Source organism: Fictibacillus sp. FJAT-27399 (genome assembly GCF_001510655.1).
Lineage (GTDB): Bacteria > Bacillota > Bacilli > Bacillales > Fictibacillaceae > Fictibacillus_C > Fictibacillus_C marinisediminis.
The window spans coordinates 122132-142531 of record NZ_LMVC01000002.1 but is presented as its reverse complement, the minus strand read 5'-3'; the positions used below and the strand labels follow the sequence as shown (position 1 = coordinate 142531).

The following is a 20400-nucleotide window of genomic DNA, read 5'->3' as shown; positions in this document are numbered from 1 at the left end:
TCATGCAAAAATCCCTTGTTTCTTTTGGGGAAATGGTTGTAATGGGATTATTTTCCTACTAGAAAGGCGCAAGCGCCCTGTTAAAGTCCGACAAGCGCTGGAGCTGGACATTACTTCTATGCAATTTGGAAAATAAAAAACCAAAAAGCATAAAGTTGCCCTTTGGTTTTTTCTTTATTTTTTCAAATACGGCATCGGCTTTGGAATGGGTATAGGCTTGACAGGAACAGGTTTAGGTTTCATCCATCTCGCTTTGGATTTTTTGTCAGGAAGCGGCAGCAAGCCGTTTTTCTGCATGGGTCCCCATTGCAAACTTTCCTTTGGTCTCATGGGTTTCGTTTCGGCCCGGCTCTCAAGAACCGGGTGAACAGCTCCGCCACCCAGCAGAATGGACATCATGATGGACAAAAAAACTTTCAAATGGAATCCTCCTCTCTTTATTTTTAGGTTGTTCTATTGACTTAGTCGTATGCTTGCAAGAAATGTTTCATTTAACGGCCTAACAAAAAAAGCGCTCGAAGAAACGAAGCGCTTGAATTTCTTTTTTAAACTATAGATACATTTGTTTGATCTTTTCAGCAACAGCGTCTATATTGCTTGCCACCTGCGGAAAGGAATACCCGACATACAACGGGGAGGCGGCGAATCGCGGAACGACTTTGGCAATTATTTTTTCTTCCCACTGGTAAAAGAAGAGATTATAGCTGTTGCAGGTTTTACTGAACCCGTTCAGCAAGAAATGGGTGGAGAGCTGAATGTAATCAGCGAGCTCTTTTACTTTGCTCCGGTCTTCAAGCAGAATGTTCAGTTCATAGAATCCCATTTTCGGCTTTGTTGAAATGTTGAATTCGATGCCAGGCTGTTTTTCAATGATGATTCCTTCAAACTGTGACGGATGGATATTCTGATGATAATCTGCTTCTTTAAATCCTATAATTTGCATATGCGGGTGGCGGAGTGTGCCGCCAGAATACGGTCCATGGTTCTTAAAGAAGATAACGGATCGGTATTCTCCGCTTTGTATGGTCTTTTCCCATGCAGAAAGGCCAAATTCAAAGAGTTCATATAGATGTTCTTTTGAATACTGAGACAGCTCGGAGTAACACTCTTTTGTTTCAATCAGAACCGTCTGGAACGCGTTGGCAAGCACCGGATATTTATTCTTGAGCCAGATGATGTCTCCTTTTTCTTCGATAATGCCTGTCAGGCTTCCCCTTTCACAAAAAGGGCACTTTGTTTCTGTGTTCCGTATGCTCTCTGGTTTCTGTGTGCCAATGTTCATATTAAAAAGAAGATGTGTTTGCATGGAGATCACCCTTTATTCAGTGTTATGAAAGCAGGAAAACAATCCTATTTATCTTTCTACTCTCAGGCAGGAAAAACCTCTTCTTAACGAAGAGGCTTTTCTTTCATGTATTCTTTAAATGCATTTTTCACTTTCGGAACAACATAATGGCTGCCACCCTTGTCCTGTACATTTTCAATCATCATAGAGACGAGAAGGCTTGGCTGTTCCTGGTTAAACGCAACGAAATAACCATTTTCCTGGCCTTTCTCGCCAATTTTGGACTTCAGCTCTGCCGTTCCTGTCTTCCCGGCAAGTACGATATTTTTAAGTGGCGGCTTGTATCCTGTTCCTCTCTTATCCCCAACGACTTTTACCAGATCACTTCTGATTCTTGTAGCCGTTTCCGGGGAAATGACGTTTTTCTTCCACACTTTAGCTTTCGGATTATCTGCTTTCACCAACTGCGGTGCGATTAAATTCCCGTTATTGATAAAAGGAGTATAGGAAAGCCCGAGGTGCAGGATGTTCATTTCCACTCTTCCCTGCCCATATCCGGTATCAGCAAGCATACCTTCTGAATCAATGTCTTCCTTCTTCAGTGAAGAATTTTCGAAATCCAGATCAAACGGCATGTCTTCATTAAAACCAAACTTTTCTGCGCCTTTCACCATGTCTTCTTTTCCGATGGCCAGCGCTGTTTGGGCGAAGTAAATGTTATCGGAATACATGAGGGCTTTCTCCAGATTAACAGATGGCACCGCAGAAACCCGGGTTACAAATTTCTTATCCCAGCCTTTCTTCTGCCACTTTTTCCCGGAGATGGCGACTTCCTTGTTTGGATTCAGCTTATTGGTCTCCAGACCGATGGATGCCGTAATCGGCTTAAACGTGGATCCAGGGGCATACGTGTAAGCAAAACGGTTTAACATCGGTTTCTTCGGATCTTTTTCAAGCTTCTGGTATTGTGAACCCGAGATCCCCAGTACAAAATCATTCGGATCGAAACCCGGGCTGTTCACAAGGGCAAGAACCTCTCCTGTTACAGGATTGATGGCCGAAGCTGTTCCGACATCCTTTTTCATCTGATTGTAGAGGTCGCTTTGCAGATACATATCAATGTTCAGTGTTACTGATTTTCCATCCACCGCTTCTTTCTTGGCAACCGTTCGTTTTTCGTTTTCACCAGAATCAACGATCCTGATCAATCCGCCGTTTTTCCCGCGGAGCTGCTTTTCATAAAATTTCTCAAGGCCTCTTCTTCCGATCACATCGGTAGATTCGTAGCCTTCAGATTTTAATTTTTCAAGCTCTTCTGCTTTAATCGGCTGCACAAATCCTGTTAGATGGGATCCCGCTTCTTTATACGGATACACTCTCGTCTCGATGGACTGAGTGCTCACTCCCTTGATTTTCGCGACTTTTTTAAGACGAGGGTCTTCCTCAGCAATGGTCTTAATCGGTACAAAGAATCCAGGCTGCACCCATGAAGCATTCAGAGCGTTATCGATGGTCTTCTTATCAATACCAAGCACTTTTGCTAGCTGTTCCTTGCTTGCGTCTTTGTTTGCTGGTAGATTTTGAGGGACAATCCCTACCTGGGAAGCCACTCCATTAACAGCGAGTCCATTTCCATTGCGGTCAAGGATTTCTCCCCGCTTCGCTTTGTTCGTTTGAACCCTCACTTTATCTCCCTTTGCCATGCCCGGGAAGATCTGTGAATAATCCCAATCAATGTACCAGTCTTTCTTGTTTTTCTTTTCCTGCTCTTTCATTTTTATTTTATTCTTGTACTGAACAGGGCCAGCGAGCGTATCCATTTTTACGTTGTATGTATATGTGATGTTTCCGTTCTTGTCCGGCTCAGGCTCTTCTTTCGGGATAACAGGTTTGATCGAAACATCTTGTGCTTTAATCCCGCCATAAATCGCTGAGTATTTCTTCACAAACTCATCCTTTGTAATCTCTTTTTTGCTCTTGTCTGACAGCATACTGTACATCTTATCAAACTTCATAGACTGCCAGTTTTTCATGTAATCTTTTAATCTCGGCTCCGGTTTAGGACCGTCCGAACAGCCGGCGATCACCATGAGCATCAGCGCTATGAAAAATATACCTAACCTATGTTTCAATGATATTCCCTCCTGGCTACTTCACTTTCTGTTTCTATTTTAATCCAATTAAAAAAATAACCGAAGCAATAACCCCTCACTTCAGCTTTCGTTTTATAAATCTTTTTTTGAACGCCAATAATCTTCTGCTGTCATGCTAAAATACTGAAGCTCCATATTCCATAGGCTTATATCCTTTTCCCAGGCCATCCCAACTTTTTTCAGAACCATTCCTGAACCTTGGTTTGCAGGCATTGCAAGCCCAATTAATCGGTTGAGATGCAGTCTTTCAAACACAGCTTTTACACAGGCAGCCGCTGCCTCGGCTGCAAATCCTTGGCCCCAGCTTTCCCTGCTGAAAGCATATAAAAGTTCGACTTCATCCAAATCTTTTACATAATTCAATCCGCAATGGCCGATCAGTTCCCCATCTTTCATCTGAACGGCAAACGTTCCAAATCCACGGTCCTCCCAGCCTTTAATAAAAAAAGCCATCATTCGCATCGCTTCTTCAGGTGAATAAGCCCCCCGTTTGGGTAAATACCTTCCTACCTCATCCTGCCCAAGCACCCGTGCATAGTTTTCAGCATCTTTTTCTTCATCAAACATTCGCAGGATCAGCCGATCGGTGACGAGAGTCTGAACCGAGTCCATTCCATTTCCTCCCCGTGATTGCTCTTTTCTATCATGCTACCATACACTCAATGAAAAGTATGACTTTTTGGGATGAACAGGTTAATCCTTCTAATAAAACGGGAAAACACAAACTAATAAATTCCAAGTAAAGAGGTGTCCGTCTGATGAACAGTGGTAACTGGTATGTAGAGAGACGTGCAAATTATAAAACGTGGAAAGAACGGTTTGATAAGGAAATGACGATGCAGCAGTCACTGATCTATGGAGTGCCTACGGTTCTTATGATACTTTGTATCTTTCTCAAATAAGTTTGGTTAACAATGTTGGAGCCCTCTGAAGTGGATGGGATGGAAGAGCCTCATTCATTCGCCAGCTGCCTCCATCCTCACGGTAAATGAAAAAAACTTGAGGGTCTCTTTCAAGCATCAGTTTGAGATGAGTATCTGGATGGAATTCATGAATAAGCTTTTCAATTAAAATAAAGGGGCTGTCCAAGAAGTCTGGTAGCTGGTGATCTCCGCTCCAGGCTGCTCGCTTTCCGCGGGGCGTGCGGTGAGCCTTACCGGCGTGAACGCCTACTTTTTGGCGCAAGCGCCTGCGGGAGTCTCACCTGTCACGCTAGTCCCGCAGGAGTCTCGCACCTTGCACTCCAATCAACTTTCCATTGAAGATTTTTCACGTCAAAGGAGCTGCCTGAAGGTCAATTTTCGACTTTCAGGACAGCCCCNAGGAGTCTCGCACCTTGCACTCCAATCAACTTTCCATTGAAGATTTTTCACGTCAAAGGAGCTGCCTGAAGGTCAATTTTCGACTTTCAGGACAGCCCCTTTTATTCAGTATTTCAAGATATCTTACTTTGGCCGTTCAAGCGTGAAAGTCTCCCCAAGTTTTGAGTAATTATTGCCCGCTAGCCTGCTGACAGGCTTTAATCCTGCAGCATCAATGCGGCCTTCTTCGTACAAATCTTCTCTGATATGATAGTGGACGATTTCCCCGATGAGCAGATCACATGCCGGATTTTCTTCACTTCCGCCAAGCGGAATGGACTGCTCCAGGACACACTCCAAGCGGATGCTTGCTTCTTTTAAGCCTGGAACAGCTACTTTAGTGCTCTTAATGGGTGTAAGTCCGGCCAGTTCGACCTCACTCTCATCCGGCGGAAGGCTTGCGGCTGTCTGATTGATGGCTTCTACATAGCTTTCATCCGAGATATGAACAACAAATTCACCAGCCTCCATTGCATTCCTTGCCGTATCTTTCGGCTGGCCGTCCGCTCTCTGAACGGAAACAGAAATGAGCGGAGGAGTTGAACTGACTATATTAAAATAACTGAAAGGCGCCGCATTCAAAATACCATCTTTTGTTGTGGTAGTAACAAAAGCGACCGGCCTCGGAATGATACTTCCTGTAAGAAACTTATAGTTTTCTTTAGCGGACAAACTTTTTGGATCGATCGATTTCATGCAGATTCCCCTCTCTCGCGATTAGCTTTTAGAGTAATACTTTTGAAACCAGTCCCGTGCAGCCTCTGCCTCAGGCTGTGTGAGCTGATGGCCGTAATCTCCCCAGTACGTTTCCACATTCGCTCCTGCTCCTTGCAAGAGGCTTTCCAGTTCTTCCGTCTCCTGTGGAGGGCAGATCGGGTCATTTTTACCGGCACCGATAAATATCGCTGCATTCTCGAGATTTGGCAGTGTGATTCCTCTTAATGGCACCATGGGATGATGAAGGATTGCGCCGCGCAATTCTCCTTTATAGTGAAATAAAAGGCTTCCGGCGATATTCGCACCATTCGAATAGCCGACCGCTACGATATTCTGCCGGTCAAACTCATATTCATCGGCCGCATGATCTAAAAAGTCATGCAGCTCTTTCGTGCGGAATTTCAAGTCTTCTTCATCGAAGACCCCTTCAGCCAATCTTCTAAAGAAGCGAGGCATTCCATTTTCAGTGACGTTTCCTCTGACACTTAATATAGAAGATTCCGGTGAGATCATTGAGGCGAGCGGCAATAAATCCTCTTCCGTACCACCAGTTCCATGGAGCAGAAGCAATACTGGTGCCTTTTCGTTTCTTCCTTTGTTAAATAAATGCCTCATTTTACTTCATCCTCCTTTAAAACCCGAACTTCTGCCGGCATAAGCACAGATTCAATCTTTTCCCGCTCTGGCTCAAGCCACGGAGGAAGAAGAAGATTTTTACCCATAATGTCTTTCGGCTCGTCACGTGCAAATCCAGGCGGATCAGTCGCGATTTCAAAAAGAATACCACCTGATTCGCGGAAATAGATCGCATTAAAATATTGACGGTCAATAACTGGTGTTACTTCAAAACCGCTCTGCTGAACATGTGATCTCCAGCTTTCATGGTCCTCATTATCGGAAGCCCGCCATGCGATATGATGAACTGTACCGGCACCCATCGTTCCTCTTCCAACGGCTGACGTTTTAATGTCAATGATATTTCCCAGATCGGATGCAGCTCTAAACCTGATGAAATCATCGTCTTCACCTGCTTTTTCCAAGCCCATGACATCAGTCAGCAATCTCATCGTTTTTTGAGGAGCACCTGACAACAATACCGCACCGCCAAATCCTTTGATGGCAACCTCGGCAGATACCCCGCCAAATGACCATGTACTGTTTTTTCCTTCACTGCGGCTTACCAATTCAAGATGAAGTCCGTGGGGGTCATCAAAGGCTAAATACCGCTCGCCAAAGCGCTCTGTTTTTTCAAAAGCTACGTTAAATTTAGTTAGGCGCTCTTCCCAGAAGGTTAATGCTCCTTCAGGTACCACGAACGCCGTGACACCCACCTGTCCCGCTCCTGTTCTTCCACTATACGCGCCAGGCCAAGGAAAGAAAGTCATAATCGTCCCTGGCGAGCCTTCCTCGTCTCCAAAATAGAGATGGTACGTACCCGGGTCATCAAAGTTTACGGTTTTCTTTACGAGGCGAAGCCCCAGCACTCCAGCATAAAAATCAACGTTTTCCTGTGGATTCCCAACAATAGCTGTAATGTGGTGAATTCCACTTGTCCTTTTTTCCACAATCATATCTCCCTTCATATATACCCTGTTACTATTCCCTTTTATTATGAACAAACACTTTAACTTACTTATAGTAAGTATAATAACAAACGTAACTTACTTATGTCAAGCACTTTACACGTTATCAATTTTATGGTTTTTATAAGCTGAAAGCGGATAAAGAGGTTATTTATTCCATTTTAGAACGCTAAATACGAACATTAAAATTAATTTTTAATTAAAGGTTCGTAAATTTTATTGTTTTTGTTTTCAGAATTTGATATAGTTACTAAGGTTGAGTAAAACAACACGTAGAAGCTTGAACTCGGGAGGTTCTTTTTATGAATAACAAATATGATGTCATTGTGGTTGGTGCTGGTCCGGCCGGAATATTTTCTTGCTATGAATTAACTCGCAAAATGCCGGAAGCCAACATTTTATTGATCGATAAAGGCCATGATATTTATTCAAGAAACTGCCCGATCCTGCAAAAGAAAATTCAAAAGTGCCCGCCTGCTGCCGGAAGAAAAGAATTTGCCGGCTGCCTTCCAGCCTGTTCGATTACGAATGGCTTTGGAGGAGCAGGAGCATACTCTGATGGAAAGTTTAATATTACAAGTGAGTTTGGCGGCTGGATGACTGATTACCTGCCGGATGAAACCGTGATTGATCTTATAAAATATGTAGACAGCATTAACCTTGAACATGGAGCGACAGAAACCATTACTGACCCGCTGACTGATGAAGTGAGAGATATCGAGAAGCGCGCGTATGCTGCTGGATTGAAGCTTCTCCGTGCACAGGTCCGCCACCTTGGAACGGAACAAAACCTTGCTATTCTGACCAGCATCTATGAATACTTAAAAGAAAAAATCGAAATGCGCTATAAAGCAGAAGTATTGGATCTTGTTACAGAAAAAGTGGATGGCACGCACAAAGCAACTGGCGTGGAATTAAAAGACGGAACGATCCTCTCTGCGGATAAAATCGTCATCGTTCCAGGCCGCGATGGCTCATCATGGCTCACCAAGATTCTGAAAAAACGCCGGCTGAAAATGGCAGCTAACCAAGTGGACATCGGTGTCCGTGTAGAAACGTCAAACGTGGTGATGGAGGAAATCAACGAGCATTTATATGAAGGGAAATTTGTGTTCAACACGTCTGTCGGCACAAGAGTCCGAACGTTCTGCAGCAATCCGTCAGGACACGTAGTGGTCGAGAACCATTCAGGCATCATGCTGGCAAACGGGCATGCCTACAAAGACCCTGCTCTCGGAAGCCCGAATACCAACTTTGCTCTGCTTGTGTCCCATAAATTTGATGATCCATTTGATGAGCCTACGGAATATGCACATGAAGTATCGAGGCTTGCTAACCAGTTATCCTCTGGAGGCTTGGTCGTACAAAAGTACGGAGATATTAAGAAAGGCCGCCGTTCCACTGAAAAACGGATCAAAGAAGGCTTTCTTAATCCAACAATGAAAGAGGCGGTTCCTGGTGACCTCGGTTTAGTTCTTCCTTATAACACAATGAAAAGCCTGATTGAAATGACAGAGGCACTGAATGAAGTTACCCCTGGTATTTCTTCAGAACATACATTATTTTATGGAGTAGAGGCCAAATTCTATTCTGCCCGGCCGAAGCTGAATGACCGTTTTGAATCAGAGATTTCCGGCCTCTATGTCGGCGGAGACGGCGCCGGGATTACGCGAGGACTTGCACAGGCGAGCGCGTGCGGAGTCTGGATCGCTCGTGATATCGCTGATAAATTGAACACAAAAGAAAAGGAACTGGTGGTCATCTATTAATGGCAGATTCAAAGACTCGTTTATCAGGAACGGGTCTTTTTTAGGTTTTAGAAGCCTAGGCTTTACGCTAAAATAGAAGTAGAATCTTTCAAAGGAGCTGTTTCGTATGTGTGGCAGATATTCTTTGTATGCGGATATGCATTTTATTCAGGAAGAGTTTGATATCACCATTCCCAAAACCTTGCCTCAGCGCTTTAACATCGCTCCATCACAAAACGTGCTTGTTATTACCTCGGATGGAAGGACACGAAAAGCGGAAATGCACCGCTGGGGGCTGATTCCCTTTTGGGCGAAAGATCCCAAGATCGGCTACAAGATGATCAACGCCCGGGCCGAAACGGTGGATGAGAAGGCTTCATTTAGAGGTCCCTTGAAAAATAAGCGTTGTCTCGTGATAGCCGATGGCTTTTATGAATGGAAAAGAGAAGACAAACAAAAGCAGCCGTTTCATATCCGGCTGAAAAACCGTAAACCTTTTGCCTTTGCAGGCCTCTGGGATCAATGGGAACAAAATGGAGAAGTGATTACGTCCTGTACTCATATCACAACACGCCCGAATGCATTGATGAAAGACCTCCACGACCGCATGCCGGTCATCCTGACAAAAGAAGCAGAAGAAAGCTGGCTGGATCCTTCCATTCAGGATAACGAGTACTTAAAATCTCTCCTCACTCCATATGATAGTGAACAGATGGAGGCATTTGAAGTATCACCGGTTGTCAACTCACCGAGACATGACGTGAAGGACTGCGTTGTACCTTTATTAAATTTTTAGCTTGATTTATCAATATCCATCATTTAACATTATGGAAACGATACATGGCTATGAAGAAGAAGAGTAGATGGCACGTACACTTCAGAGAGCTGGCGGTTGGTGAGAGCCAGTGTGGAAATGCGATTGAATGGGCTTCTGAGCCTCAAACCGAAACCGCTGGGAGTAGGCTTTGACGGAAGGTCTCGCCGTTAGAAGGAGACAGGTATTCGGTCTTTGGATACTGTTAAAGCGGACTGCTTAGAGCAGTTCATCAAGGTGGCACAACGGGGTTTCTCGTCCTTAATCAGGATGAGGAGCCCCTTTTTTATTGGACAGGAGGAAATTAAATGGAGAAAAAAATTGTACTGACTGGAATCAAGTCTACCGGAAGGCTGCACATCGGAAATTATATTGGAGCCATTAAACCAGCTCTCCAGCTGGCTGAAAACGATGCCTATTCACCTTATTACTTTATTGCAGACTACCACTCTTTAACAACGGTTCAACATGCAAACCAATTCAAGGATTATGTATATGGCATTGCGGCAACCTGGCTTGCACTCGGTCTTGACCCCGAAAAATCAACCTTTTACCGCCAGGCAGATGTTCCAGAAATTTTGGAGCTCGCATGGATTCTCTCCTGCCTCACACCAAAAGGTTTGATGAACCGCGCCCACGCTTATAAAGGTTTGATTGAGGAAAACCGGGAGAACGGTCTCGAGCAGGATTCCGGTATCAATATGGGTGTGTTTACGTATCCCATCTTAATGGCCGCAGATATTTTATTGTTTCAATCAGATATTGTCCCTGTCGGCAAAGACCAGATTCAGCACGTGGAAATCGCCAGAGACATCGCCGGACATTTCAACCATATATATGGCGAGACATTCAAAATGCCTGAATACAAGGTTGACGAAGAAACTTCAGTCGTTCCGGGGCTTGATGGCAGGAAGATGAGTAAGAGCTATAACAATACGATTCCTCTTTTTAGTGAGGAGAAAGAGTTAGAGAAACTGATCAAACGGATTGAGACGGATTCTAGTTTACCTGAGGACCCAAAAGACCCAGCTCGTTCATCTTTGTTCTTAATCTATAAAGAATTTGCATCAAAAGCGCAGGTGAAGAGGATGCGTGAGAGATATGAGAATGGAGTTGGCTGGGGAGAGGTTAAAAAAGAATTATTTCATGTTATGAACGCCTATTTGGAAACACCAAGGCAGCGTTATATAGAACTCATGAACAACCCGAGGAAAATGGATGAAATTCTCCTGCACGGAGCTGAAAAAGCTCGCCGGCGGGCGAGACCATTTCTTGAAGAGGTTAAGGAAAAGATAGGTTGCTGAGTGACGGCTTCCGCCCATTATTTGGTTCAGCCGCCCGGTTCCTCTCTCAAAAAAAGGGGGCTGTCCAAGAAGTCTGTAAGCTGTTGATTTCCGTTCCAGGCTGCTCGCTTTCCGCGGGGCGTGCGGTGAGCCTCTTGGTGCAAGCACCGGCGGGAGTCTCACCTGTCACGCTAGTCCCGCAGGAGTCTCGCATCTTCCACTTCAATTAACTTTTCATTGAAGATTTTTCAAGCCAAAAAGGGNGCTAGTCCCGCAGGAGTCTCGCATCTTCCACTTCAATTAACTTTTCATTGAAGATTTTTCAAGCCAAAAAGGGGCTGCCTGAAGGTCAATTTTCGACTTTCTGGACAGCCTCTTTTTTCCTATTCTTACACTCTTTCTCATGAAACGTCATATCGTTGTGATTTTCTTCCCTTTGTTTTCAAAGAATAGACAGCTACAGCAATTGCAATGATAAAAACGGCCAGGCCGAGAAGGCTCGCCTTATGAACAAATGCGGTAACAAGGTACCATTTTGCACCTACCGTTCTGCCGATCATGATGAACAGAAAACTCCAGATAAATGCACCGATATATGCATAAAAGGCGAATACACGATACGGAAGCGAGGACATCCCTGCAAAATAGGCTGTAAGATGCCGGATTCCTGGAATAAAGTATCCAAACATGATTAATGGTTTTCCGAAACGCTGAAAGTAAGATTGTGAGGTGTGTATTTTATGTGTTGATAAGTGAAATTTCGGTCCATATTTAAGCAATAAGGGTAAACCAAAGCTCTTTCCGAGCCAATAGTTGATCGTAATCCCGGTCGCTGATCCAGCAAAAGCGGCGAGCAGTGTCAAAGCAAAAGAAACTTCACCCGTGTAAACGATATAACCGGCAAAGGTCAGCAGGAACTCATCCGGCACTGGAAGACCGATCACACCAAGCGCAAGAAGGAAATACAGTGCAAAATACCCGTAATGATGAAAAAGATTTTGTAAAAAGATCTCCATACAACACCAACTAGTTTAGGATAGTATCTCTATCTTACCGAAAATATACAATTTTGTATCGTTTTTTTACAATTCTTTTATTTTCCAATCCAAAGGACTCCTTTTTTCGACATTATAAATCTCTCTTCTTTTTCACTTCATATGTCATATACATGTTAAGGAGATGAATTGGACAAAGGGTGAAATCATGGGAAAATTTCTAAAAGGAACACTTATTTTATCTTTGGCAATGCTCTACACAAAAGTCGTGGAATTTGTAGTCAGCGTCCTTCTCGCAAGATCATTGGGCAGTGAAGGTATGGGATTTTACATGATGGCACTGCCGGTAATCGGACTGCTGATCACGATTGCCGCTCTTGAATTTCCAACGGCCCTCTCAAAGGTTTTGGCCGAAGAGGAAGTACATCAGAATGACAAACAGAGGCTCCAGATCGTTAAGGTATCGTTTTACGTCATCATGGGATTAAGCCTGCTGCTGGTGCTGATCAGTGCGGCAGTTACGCTGGTGCTTTTAAAATGGGAGACCATTGATACTCGGCTCGGGTATCCTTTGCTTGCTCTCATCCCGATCGTGCCGGTCATAGGAACGACCTCAATTCTGAAAGGCTACTTCAGCGGACTTCAAAAAATGAAGCCCATAGCAATCGCTCAGCTTTTAGAAAAAACGGCGCAGCTGAGTTTTATTTTTTACGTCCTGCAATATATGAAAGGTTTGCCATTAGAATATAGAGTTGTTGCTGCTGTATTGGGTATTGGGGCCGGTGAGCTTGTCTCACTGTTTTTCTTTTCAACGTCGTTTTTACTAGGGCAGCGAAACTTAAAAGATGTTTCGAAATCAGATTTCACACCTGTTCCGCGCAGAAGCATCTTAAAAAAGCTGTTTCAAGTAAGCCTTCCTACGACTGGAGTCCGCATCCTGAACGCCCTTACTGCTGCAGTGAATCCGATTTTGATCACGCAAAGTTTAATGTTCGCCGGAATTACAGCATCAATCGCCACTAAACAGTATGGCATGCTTACGGCGTTTGCGATGACGATCGGCTACTTTCCGGGATTTATCGGATATTCACTGTATGTTTCACTCGTTCCTTCCATTTCCGAAGCACGCTCCAAACAGGATGAAGCAGGGCTGCATCAGCGGATCCACCAGGCTTTTCATATTACCTTTCTTTATGGCATTCCGTGCTCGATCGTGATGTATTTTTTTGCAGATGAACTTACCGTGCTCTTCTATCATTCTCCACAAGCCGGCCAGTTTCTGATGCTCCTCTCACCCTTTATTCTGTTTCATTATTTGCTTGCACCGCTTCAGGCCATCCTTTTTGGCCTGGGAAGGGCAAGAGATGTGTTCTCGCAAACCATATGGGTTAATATCCTGTCTATCCTGCTCATTCTTTCCCTTGCTTCACAAACATCGTTTGGCATCCATGGGGTCATTATAGCAGTGAACTTTAGCGGGGTTTTACTTTCCTTCCTCCATTACCACACCATCGTGGAAGAGGTGAAGTTCAAGCCTAAGCTCGCAGAATACTTTACGTTCATTGCATCAGGAGTTGCAACCATCTGTCTGTGCGAACTTATGCATACCACCCACTATGAAAACCACCTGTCGATCACCCTCCTGCTGATCGTCGTGTTCTCCTTTTATTATGGAACGCTATTCCTGCTGCGGATGCTGCAAAATGGCATCGGCCGCCTTTGGATGAAACCTCAAAAATAAAAAGGGGCTGTCCAAGAAGGCTGTAAGCTGTTGATTTCCGTTCCAGGGTGCTCGCTTTTACCGGCGTAAACGCCTACTTTCGCAGGGCGTGCGGTGAGCCTTACCGGCGTGAACGCCTACTTTTTGGCGCTGGCGCCTACGGGAGTCTCACCTGTCACGCTAGTCCCGCAGGACAAGGAAGACTCCGGCAGCGTTTAATCGCACGAAGAAAATGTGAAGTTCATTTTCGAGGAGTCTCGCACCTTCCACTTCAATCAACTTTTCATTGAAGATTTTCAAGCCAAAAAGGAGCTGCTGAAGGTCAATTTTCGACTTTCAGGACAGCCCCTTTTTTTACGCACGTTTCATTTTAACTTTATAGATAAGCCAAATAAGCAGCACTGCCGCTACAGCCGTGAGAATAGCGTAGAATCCCAGGTTGTGAAAGTACTGCTCAACAACTCTCCACTTTCTGCCCAACTCTTTTCCGAGCATGATAAACGTGAAGCTCCATACTAATCCGCCTGAATAGGCATACAGCGCAAACCTTTTAAATTTCATGGCTGAAATGCCCGCAATATAAGCAGAAATATGGCGGATTCCCGGAATAAAGTAACCGATGATAATCATCAGTTTTCCATATTTTTGAAAGTGCCATTGTGTTTTTTCTATTTTTTCTTCCGTAATACCAATTTTAGGGCCAAACGTTTTCAAAAATGGCAGACCGAGTTTATAGCCTAGAAAATAACTGACGGAGATTCCGGACATCGCTCCCAAAAAGGCAGACAACAAGGTCAATGCAAATCCTGTTTTTCCTTCGTAGACTAGATAGCCTGTAAAGGTGAGTAAAATTTCATCCGGAACCGGCAGACCAATTAAACCAAAGGCAAGAGCAAGAAAGATACCGACATATTCATAGTGAATAATAAAATCCAAAATCGTTTTACTCATAGATTACCCCTATACGGTTATGATGTCTGTCATTCTTTCACAGCCTTGCCTAGCTCAGCTGCACGTTCGTTGGTCGCTTGAACCGCCTTTTGAATCAGCTGTCCAAAACCAGCTTCTTTTAAGATCTCCAGCCCGGCCGCTGTTGCCCCGCCTGGTGTAGTGACCGCTTCCCTAAGGTCAATCGGTGACAAACCACTTTTTAACATGACCGCAGAACCATAGATCATCTGTGAAACGAGCTTCCGTGCTTGGCCTTCTGATATCCCATAGCTCGACGCAGCATTAATGAGAGCAGAAGCAAATTCATAAAGAAAGGCTGGAGCGCTCCCAGTAACAGCAGTAAGTTTATGTATCTGCTCTTCAGTGCATTTTTCGGAGGAGCCGATACTGTCCAACAGAATTTTCAGCTGCTGTTCTTGGTTAGCATCCAAGGTTTCAGCATGTGTATAAATGGACATGGATTCTCCCGCCTCTGAAGCCGTATTAGGCATCACCCAGGCTACCGGTGTGCGAGCAGGAAGGTTATCCTCCAGTTTTTTGAGTCCGACTCCAGCCGCCACGGAAATGACAAGTTGGCCATCGATAGCGGTTGAAAGTTTTTCTAAGACAGCATCATGGGCGTCAGGAGGAACGGCAAGAACAATGACAGAACTATCCAGCACATGATGAATCCAGTCTGTTGTCGTCTCAACAGCATATAACGAAAATAACTCCTGAAGTCTTTCTGTGTTTCCCTGATTTCCTGCAATGATCGATATATTATGGTCTTTAGAAGACTGAAGTCCTTTAATCATTGACTCTGCCATGCGGCCTGCGCCAATAAACAGGAATGTTGTACTCATTTGTTGATCTCCTTTTAAACAAGTGATTTCAAAAGCAAAAGGCGTTCAAAAAGAACACCTTTTCTCTATTGTAGCTTATTTTGTTTAAAAATCTATCAGGGACTCCATTTTCTTCTGATCGACTGTTTTAACGACTGCCGCCAATAGTTTTACTGTGTTTTCCAGATCGCTCTTGCTGACCATGGAAACATGGCTGTGGATATAACGCGATGCGACACCGATTACAAGAGAAGGAATGCCTTTTTTAAACAAATGGAACCTGCCGGCATCCGTTCCTCCGCCGAGCATGACATCCACCTGGTAAGGGATGTTATGTTTCTCGGCGATCTCGATCACCATGTTTCGCAGTGGAACGTGCGGCACCATAGAAGAGTCAAGGAATGTTATGAGCGGACCAGCTCCGAGCTTGGCTTTGTTTGAGTTGTCACCCGGTCCATCTTGCGCGATCCCCACATCCATTGCAATCGCAAGATCAGGCTCCATGGCATACGGTGCGGTTGCTGCTCCCCTTAAGCCGACTTCTTCCTGAACTGTGGCTCCACAGTAAATGGTGTTCGGGTGGTCACTGTCTTTGAGTTGCTTTAACACCTCCAGTGCAAGATAGCAGCCCGCACGATTATCCAATGCTTTTGCCAGGATTGTATCGTTATCTGGCAAAAGTTCAAACGGACAGATCGGCATGATCGGATCTCCAACCTTGATCCCCCATTCTTTCACCTGATCTTTATCGTTTGCCCCAATATCGATAAACATTTCACGCATCGGATAGACTTTTTTCCGTTCTTCCAGAGTCAAAATATGCGGAGGCTTTGACCCTACCACACCTGTGAACGTTTTCTTGTCTGTAATCACGTGAACTCGCTGGGAAAGGATAACTTGATCCCACCAGCCGCCGAGCGGAACGAACCGCAAATAGCCATCCTTCGTAATTTCGCTAATCATGAAAGCTACTTCATCCATGTGGCCGGCAAGCATGATTTTAGGTCCATCAGCTGACCCTTTTTTCTCGCCAAAAATGCTTCCCATGTGATCATAAACAAGCGGTGCACCGGACTTTTCGATCTCACGCTTCATAATTTTTCGTATCTCGTTTTCAAAGCCTGGAGCACCATTGGTTTCTGTCAGTTCTTTTAAAAGATCCAAATCTATCACCATCCTATATCTATAGAATGGTAAAAATGCCCTTGTTTTATTACAAAGCATTCAAGGTTTTATTTATAGACGATTAAGGAATACTTAAATAATAAAAAAAGGAGGACAACATTTTGCCAAAATTCCAATTGGGCGATCAGGCCCCTGACTTTACAGCAGTAACAGCAGAAGGAGAATCCTTTCATTTTTATGACCATTTAAAAACGGATGACCGCTTTCACTTGCTTGTATTTTTCCGCGGAGAATGGTGCCCGGTATGCAACGAACAGCTCAAGGATCTTGAGAAACATAAAGAAACGTTTCGTGAGCTGAATACTCACATTCTTGCCATTTCTACTGACGAATCCGCCAACCTTGCAAAAATGAAGCAAAGCAGGACACTCTCTTTCCCCGTTCTGAGTGACAAGGATCAGGAAGTAATTAAAGCTTACGGCGTCTATTACCATGATGATACCTATTATGATGATCATGGCTCACATGGAGAACCGGCTGTCTTTCTCGTTGATCCGCAAAAAAGAATTCTTTATCTAAGCTTTCAGACCGGCCCTTTCGGAAGGCCTTCCGCTGAAGATCTTCGAAAAACCATTAAGTACATTCAGAAAACATTGCGTTAAAAAAAGAGCCTCTTTTTTTTATTACACATGGAGTTCAAAAAACTCGATAAAAAAAAGAACCCCCAGGGCTCTTTTTTTTAGGTTGTTTTCGTAACCTTTGTTGCTCTTAGGAGTGGTTGATTTCCGTTTCAGGAGGCTCGATTTCCGCGTGTCTCACCCGTCCCGTTAATCTAGCCTCAGTCTCGCACCTTACACTCCAATCAACTAATCAATGAAGGTTCTTTACTTGTTCCTAAAGCAACAATCTTTTAGAAAAGAGCCTTTTTTTATTGATTTTGTAAAGACCTATATTGAGGTCATTCATATTGTGCACCCCTACTGATTCTTGAAAGAAACCCTCAAATTTTTTTCTCCTTTAGTAGGGATGTGATCGCTGGCGATGATAAGAGCCGGCTGGTTGTGAAACAAATGAACCGCCTGAAAAGCAGATGGGATAAGCTTGCTTATACCCTTCTGCTTTTCAAACGGCGGTTCAAAATCATACCCACTTTTTATTACACTTGAAGTTCCATCGCTTCAGCCACTTGAATGGCTTTCAGCAAGGCTTTCGCTTTATTAAAGGTCTCTTCGTATTCGTTCTCCGGAACAGAATCAGCGACGATGCCTGCCCCCGCTTGAATATAAGCTTTTTGATTTTTAAACAGAATCGTACGGATCGTAATGCAGGAGTCCATATTCCCTGAAAATGATAAATATCCGATGGCCCCTGCATACGTTCCTCGAGCTTGCGTCTCAAGTTCTGATATGATCTGCATGGCTCTGATTTTCGGAGCTCCGGACAGCGTTCCGGCTGGCAGGCAAGAGATCAGAGCGTCAAAGAAGTCTTTATCGCTTCTCAGCGTTCCAGTTACGTCCGATACGATATGCATGACATGAGAGTATCTCTCAATCTCCATAAATGAGGACACTTCCACACTGCCATATTCTGAAACCCTGCCGATATCGTTCCTTCCTAAATCGACAAGCATGATATGTTCTGCCACTTCTTTTTCGTCCGCCAATAATTCCTCTGCTAATAGCTGGTCTTCCTCCATGTCTTTTCCCCGGGGACGAGTCCCGGCAATCGGTCTGGTTCTTACCTGCTGTCCTTCTACTTTGACAAGCAATTCTGGTGATGAACCAACGATGGTCTCATCCGGCATCTTCAAGAGATACATGTAGGCAGATGGGTTTACGATCCGCAGAACCCGGTAGACGGTCAGCGGGTCCGCTTTTGCTTCACTTTCAAAGCACTGTGAAAGCACAACTTGAAAAATATCACCGGCAGTAATATATTCTTTAGCTCGCTCTACCATCCTGCAAAACTCTTCTTTTGTCAGATTAGATTGTACTGCGCTTATATCAACTTCCTGCTGAGGAAGGTAGCGAAAGGCTGGAACAGGGTGATTCACATTATTTTCAAGCTGTGCCAGCGTATCATGTATGGACTGTTCAGCTTTTTTGTAGGCTTCTTCAATTTGCTGCTCCGAGTGGTTCTCCGGAACATGAAGGTTGCAGACAATTTGTATGGATTGTTTTAGATGATCAAAGACAATCAGTTCATCTACGAATAAAAATTTCATATCATCTGTATTGATGACATCTTTGCCGTGAGGTGGAATGTTTTCAAAATATTGCAGGATATCATAGCCGAAATAACCGACTGCACCGCCTGCAAATTGAGGCAGATTGTTATGCGCGGGACTTTTGAATTGGTTGAGGAGAGATTTTAAAATATCAATAGGATGCCCTGTAAAGGTTTCATCCTGGCCTTTTTTCTTTATCGTTGTTTTACCCTTCTTGCACGAGACCACCATAAAGGGATTTTTTCCGATATACGAATACCGGGCCCATTGCTGGCCGCCTTCTACACTTTCAAGCAAGAAAGAATAATCTTCCTTATAATACGTTTGATACAGTTCAATGACTGTATGAACATCTGCGAATAACTCAATGCTTACAGGAACTAAATTATAGCTTCCTGCCAGTTGTTGTACTTCTTCCAATGATGGTTGAATCATGGCTATCATCCCTTCTTTACGAGAGACGAAGATTAGCAACCATAACCGCTAATCTCAGCTCGGCTCTGCTCTTTTGTTCCCACTCAACTCTTCTCAACTAACCTCACGATTAAAAATCACTATATAATGCAATAGGAAAACTGTCAACCGTTACTTTCCGGATTCAACCTCATTTCAACAGGGAAAGCTACCTATGATGAGATTACTATAGAAGAGGTGAAAAGGAATGAAAGCAGTTGTTATTAATGAATATGGAGGAAGAGATCAGCTTGTGGAGAAAAAAGTGAACGATCCCAAGCCAGGTCCGAAAGATATCCTCATTGAGATCCATGCCACTTCAATTAACCCGGTGGACTGGAAAATTCGTGAGGGGTACTTGAGAGACAACCTTTCCTTCACTTTTCCAATAATACTTGGATGGGATGCAGCGGGAGTAGTGAAAGAGACCGGCTCTTCTGTGACCAAGTTCAAGCCGGGAGACGAAATATTTACACGGCCGGCAACAGAACGGGACGGCACCTATGCTGAACTGCTTGCTGCTGATGAAGAATTGGTCGCCTTCAAGCCAAAAAACCTGACGTATGAAGAAGCAGCCTCTATTCCCCTCGTTGGCCTTACGGCATGGCAATCCCTGGTGGAGTTTGCACACATTCAGGAAGGACAAAGGGTCCTTATTCACGCAGGCGGAGGAGGAGTCGGCAGTTTTGCTATTCAGCTTGCTAAAGCAAAAGGAGCTTACGTCCTATCAACAGGCAGTAAGGATTCAGAGGAGATTATCAAAGAATCTGGTGCAGATGAGTTTATTGACTATAAAGTAAAAGATTTTGCCGAAGCGATTGAACCCGTAGACATCGTGTTTGATACGATCGGCGGGGAAGTGCAGCATAACAGCTATAAAGTGATCAAGCCGGGTGGAATTCTCGTTTCCATCGTAAGCCCGCCGGTACAGAAGGAGGCCACCAATCATTCTGTCAAAGCTGGGTTTGTCTTTTTGGATCCTGACGGAGACCAGCTTGCTGAGATCGGAAAGTTGATTGAGGCAGGGAAAATTAAACCTTTTGTGGGAGAAACCTTTCCTCTAACCCAAGAGGGTGTAAGAAAAGCTCACGAATTAAGCGAGTCTCATCACGCTAAAGGAAAAATCATTATTCAAGTGAAATCCTAGTCTTCAGCAGAAATGAG

At 44.2% G+C, this 20400-nt stretch carries 20 protein-coding genes and 1 other annotated feature; of the genes, 8 read left to right on the top strand and 12 right to left on the bottom strand.

The features are described from left to right. Nucleotides 1-174: 174 nt before the first annotated feature. From AR335_RS05755 to AR335_RS05740, 4 genes are all read right to left on the bottom strand, one after another. Nucleotides 175-420 (bottom strand): hypothetical protein, encoded by a 246-nt coding sequence (locus AR335_RS05755; protein ID WP_062233003.1) that lies wholly within the window; start codon nt 418-420, stop codon nt 175-177. A 130-nt stretch (nt 421-550) separates the two neighbouring features. Beyond that, the gene (locus AR335_RS05750; protein ID WP_062233000.1) at nt 551-1306 is read right to left on the bottom strand and encodes a DUF4931 domain-containing protein; all 756 of its coding nucleotides are present in this window, start codon (nt 1304-1306) and stop codon (nt 551-553) included. Nucleotides 1307-1389: 83 nt separating this feature from the next. Continuing rightward, entirely contained in the window at nt 1390-3417 is a 2028-nt protein-coding gene (locus AR335_RS05745; protein WP_062232994.1) for a penicillin-binding transpeptidase domain-containing protein, read from the bottom strand. A 93-nt stretch (nt 3418-3510) separates the two neighbouring features. Beyond that, on the bottom strand, nt 3511-4050 hold the full coding sequence (locus AR335_RS05740) for a GNAT family N-acetyltransferase (RefSeq protein WP_062232991.1): 540 nt from the start codon (nt 4048-4050) through the stop codon (nt 3511-3513). Between the two features lie 146 nt (nt 4051-4196). Between AR335_RS05740 and AR335_RS23665 the strand changes: the two genes are divergently transcribed. Continuing rightward, nucleotides 4197-4340, top strand: coding sequence for a hypothetical protein (locus AR335_RS23665; RefSeq protein WP_156418869.1), 144 nt, complete (start codon nt 4197-4199; stop codon nt 4338-4340). A 543-nt stretch (nt 4341-4883) separates the two neighbouring features. Here AR335_RS23665 and AR335_RS05730 read toward each other — a convergent pair. From AR335_RS05730 to AR335_RS05720, 3 genes are read right to left on the bottom strand one after another with little or no spacing between them, the layout of a single operon-like run. Beyond that, on the bottom strand, nt 4884-5495 hold the full coding sequence (locus AR335_RS05730; RefSeq protein ID WP_062232985.1) for a flavin reductase family protein: 612 nt from the start codon (nt 5493-5495) through the stop codon (nt 4884-4886). A 21-nt stretch (nt 5496-5516) separates the two neighbouring features. Beyond that, nucleotides 5517-6131: an alpha/beta hydrolase gene (locus AR335_RS05725; RefSeq protein ID WP_053357224.1), complete on the bottom strand. Its 615-nt coding sequence runs from the start codon at nt 6129-6131 to the stop codon at nt 5517-5519. Then, complete coding sequence (locus AR335_RS05720) at nt 6128-7087, bottom strand: ring-cleaving dioxygenase (protein WP_199805059.1); 960 nt, start codon at nt 7085-7087, stop codon at nt 6128-6130. The genes AR335_RS05725 and AR335_RS05720 overlap by 4 nt, the downstream gene beginning before the upstream one ends. 314 nt (nt 7088-7401) lie before the next feature. On the opposite strand from AR335_RS05720, the gene AR335_RS05715 reads away from it, so the two are divergent. The 4 genes from AR335_RS05715 (at nt 7402) to AR335_RS25120 (ending at nt 11174) form a co-directional block, all read left to right on the top strand. Then, on the top strand, nt 7402-8868 hold the full coding sequence (locus AR335_RS05715) for an NAD(P)/FAD-dependent oxidoreductase (protein WP_062232984.1): 1467 nt from the start codon (nt 7402-7404) through the stop codon (nt 8866-8868). A 106-nt stretch (nt 8869-8974) separates the two neighbouring features. Next, nucleotides 8975-9643 carry an SOS response-associated peptidase gene (locus AR335_RS05710; protein ID WP_062232983.1) on the top strand — a complete coding sequence of 223 codons (669 nt, stop codon included), beginning with the start codon at nt 8975-8977 and terminating at the stop codon, nt 9641-9643. Nucleotides 9644-9684: 41 nt separating this feature from the next. After that, nucleotides 9685-9927 (top strand) — a binding site (T-box leader). 42 nt (nt 9928-9969) lie between these two features. Beyond that, on the top strand, nt 9970-10965 hold the full coding sequence (locus AR335_RS05705; protein WP_062232982.1) for a tryptophan--tRNA ligase: 996 nt from the start codon (nt 9970-9972) through the stop codon (nt 10963-10965). 83 nt (nt 10966-11048) lie between these two features. Beyond that, the gene (locus AR335_RS25120) at nt 11049-11174 is read left to right on the top strand and encodes a hypothetical protein (RefSeq protein ID WP_255357535.1); all 126 of its coding nucleotides are present in this window, start codon (nt 11049-11051) and stop codon (nt 11172-11174) included. 171 nt (nt 11175-11345) lie between these two features. On the opposite strand, the gene AR335_RS05700 is transcribed toward AR335_RS25120, so the two are convergent. Beyond that, the gene (locus AR335_RS05700; RefSeq protein WP_062232980.1) at nt 11346-11960 is read right to left on the bottom strand and encodes a DedA family protein; all 615 of its coding nucleotides are present in this window, start codon (nt 11958-11960) and stop codon (nt 11346-11348) included. A 187-nt stretch (nt 11961-12147) separates the two neighbouring features. Here AR335_RS05700 and spoVB point away from each other — a divergent pair, with 187 nt between their 5' ends. Further along, nucleotides 12148-13680: a stage V sporulation protein B gene (spoVB, locus tag AR335_RS05695; RefSeq protein ID WP_062232977.1), complete on the top strand. Its 1533-nt coding sequence runs from the start codon at nt 12148-12150 to the stop codon at nt 13678-13680. 333 nt (nt 13681-14013) lie between these two features. On the opposite strand, the gene AR335_RS05690 is transcribed toward spoVB, so the two are convergent. The 3 genes from AR335_RS05690 to AR335_RS05680 form a co-directional block, all read right to left on the bottom strand. Then, nucleotides 14014-14610 (bottom strand): DedA family protein, encoded by a 597-nt coding sequence (locus AR335_RS05690; protein ID WP_062232973.1) that lies wholly within the window; start codon nt 14608-14610, stop codon nt 14014-14016. A 29-nt stretch (nt 14611-14639) separates the two neighbouring features. Beyond that, nucleotides 14640-15452, bottom strand: a complete 813-nt coding sequence (proC, locus tag AR335_RS05685; protein WP_062232970.1) for a pyrroline-5-carboxylate reductase — start codon at nt 15450-15452, stop codon at nt 14640-14642. An 84-nt stretch (nt 15453-15536) separates the two neighbouring features. Next, nucleotides 15537-16595 (bottom strand): M42 family metallopeptidase, encoded by a 1059-nt coding sequence (locus AR335_RS05680; protein WP_369795797.1) that lies wholly within the window; start codon nt 16593-16595, stop codon nt 15537-15539. Nucleotides 16596-16717: 122 nt separating this feature from the next. Between AR335_RS05680 and AR335_RS05675 the strand changes: the two genes are divergently transcribed. Beyond that, nucleotides 16718-17218, top strand: coding sequence for a peroxiredoxin family protein (locus tag AR335_RS05675; protein ID WP_062232965.1), 501 nt, complete (start codon nt 16718-16720; stop codon nt 17216-17218). Nucleotides 17219-17712: 494 nt separating this feature from the next. On the opposite strand, the gene trpE is transcribed toward AR335_RS05675, so the two are convergent. Continuing rightward, nucleotides 17713-19218, bottom strand: coding sequence for an anthranilate synthase component I (trpE, locus tag AR335_RS05670; RefSeq protein WP_062232961.1), 1506 nt, complete (start codon nt 19216-19218; stop codon nt 17713-17715). A gap of 226 nt (nt 19219-19444) precedes the next feature. Here trpE and AR335_RS05665 point away from each other — a divergent pair, with 226 nt between their 5' ends. After that, complete coding sequence (locus AR335_RS05665) at nt 19445-20383, top strand: NADP-dependent oxidoreductase (protein ID WP_062232958.1); 939 nt, start codon at nt 19445-19447, stop codon at nt 20381-20383. Nucleotides 20384-20400: the final 17 nt, after the last annotated feature.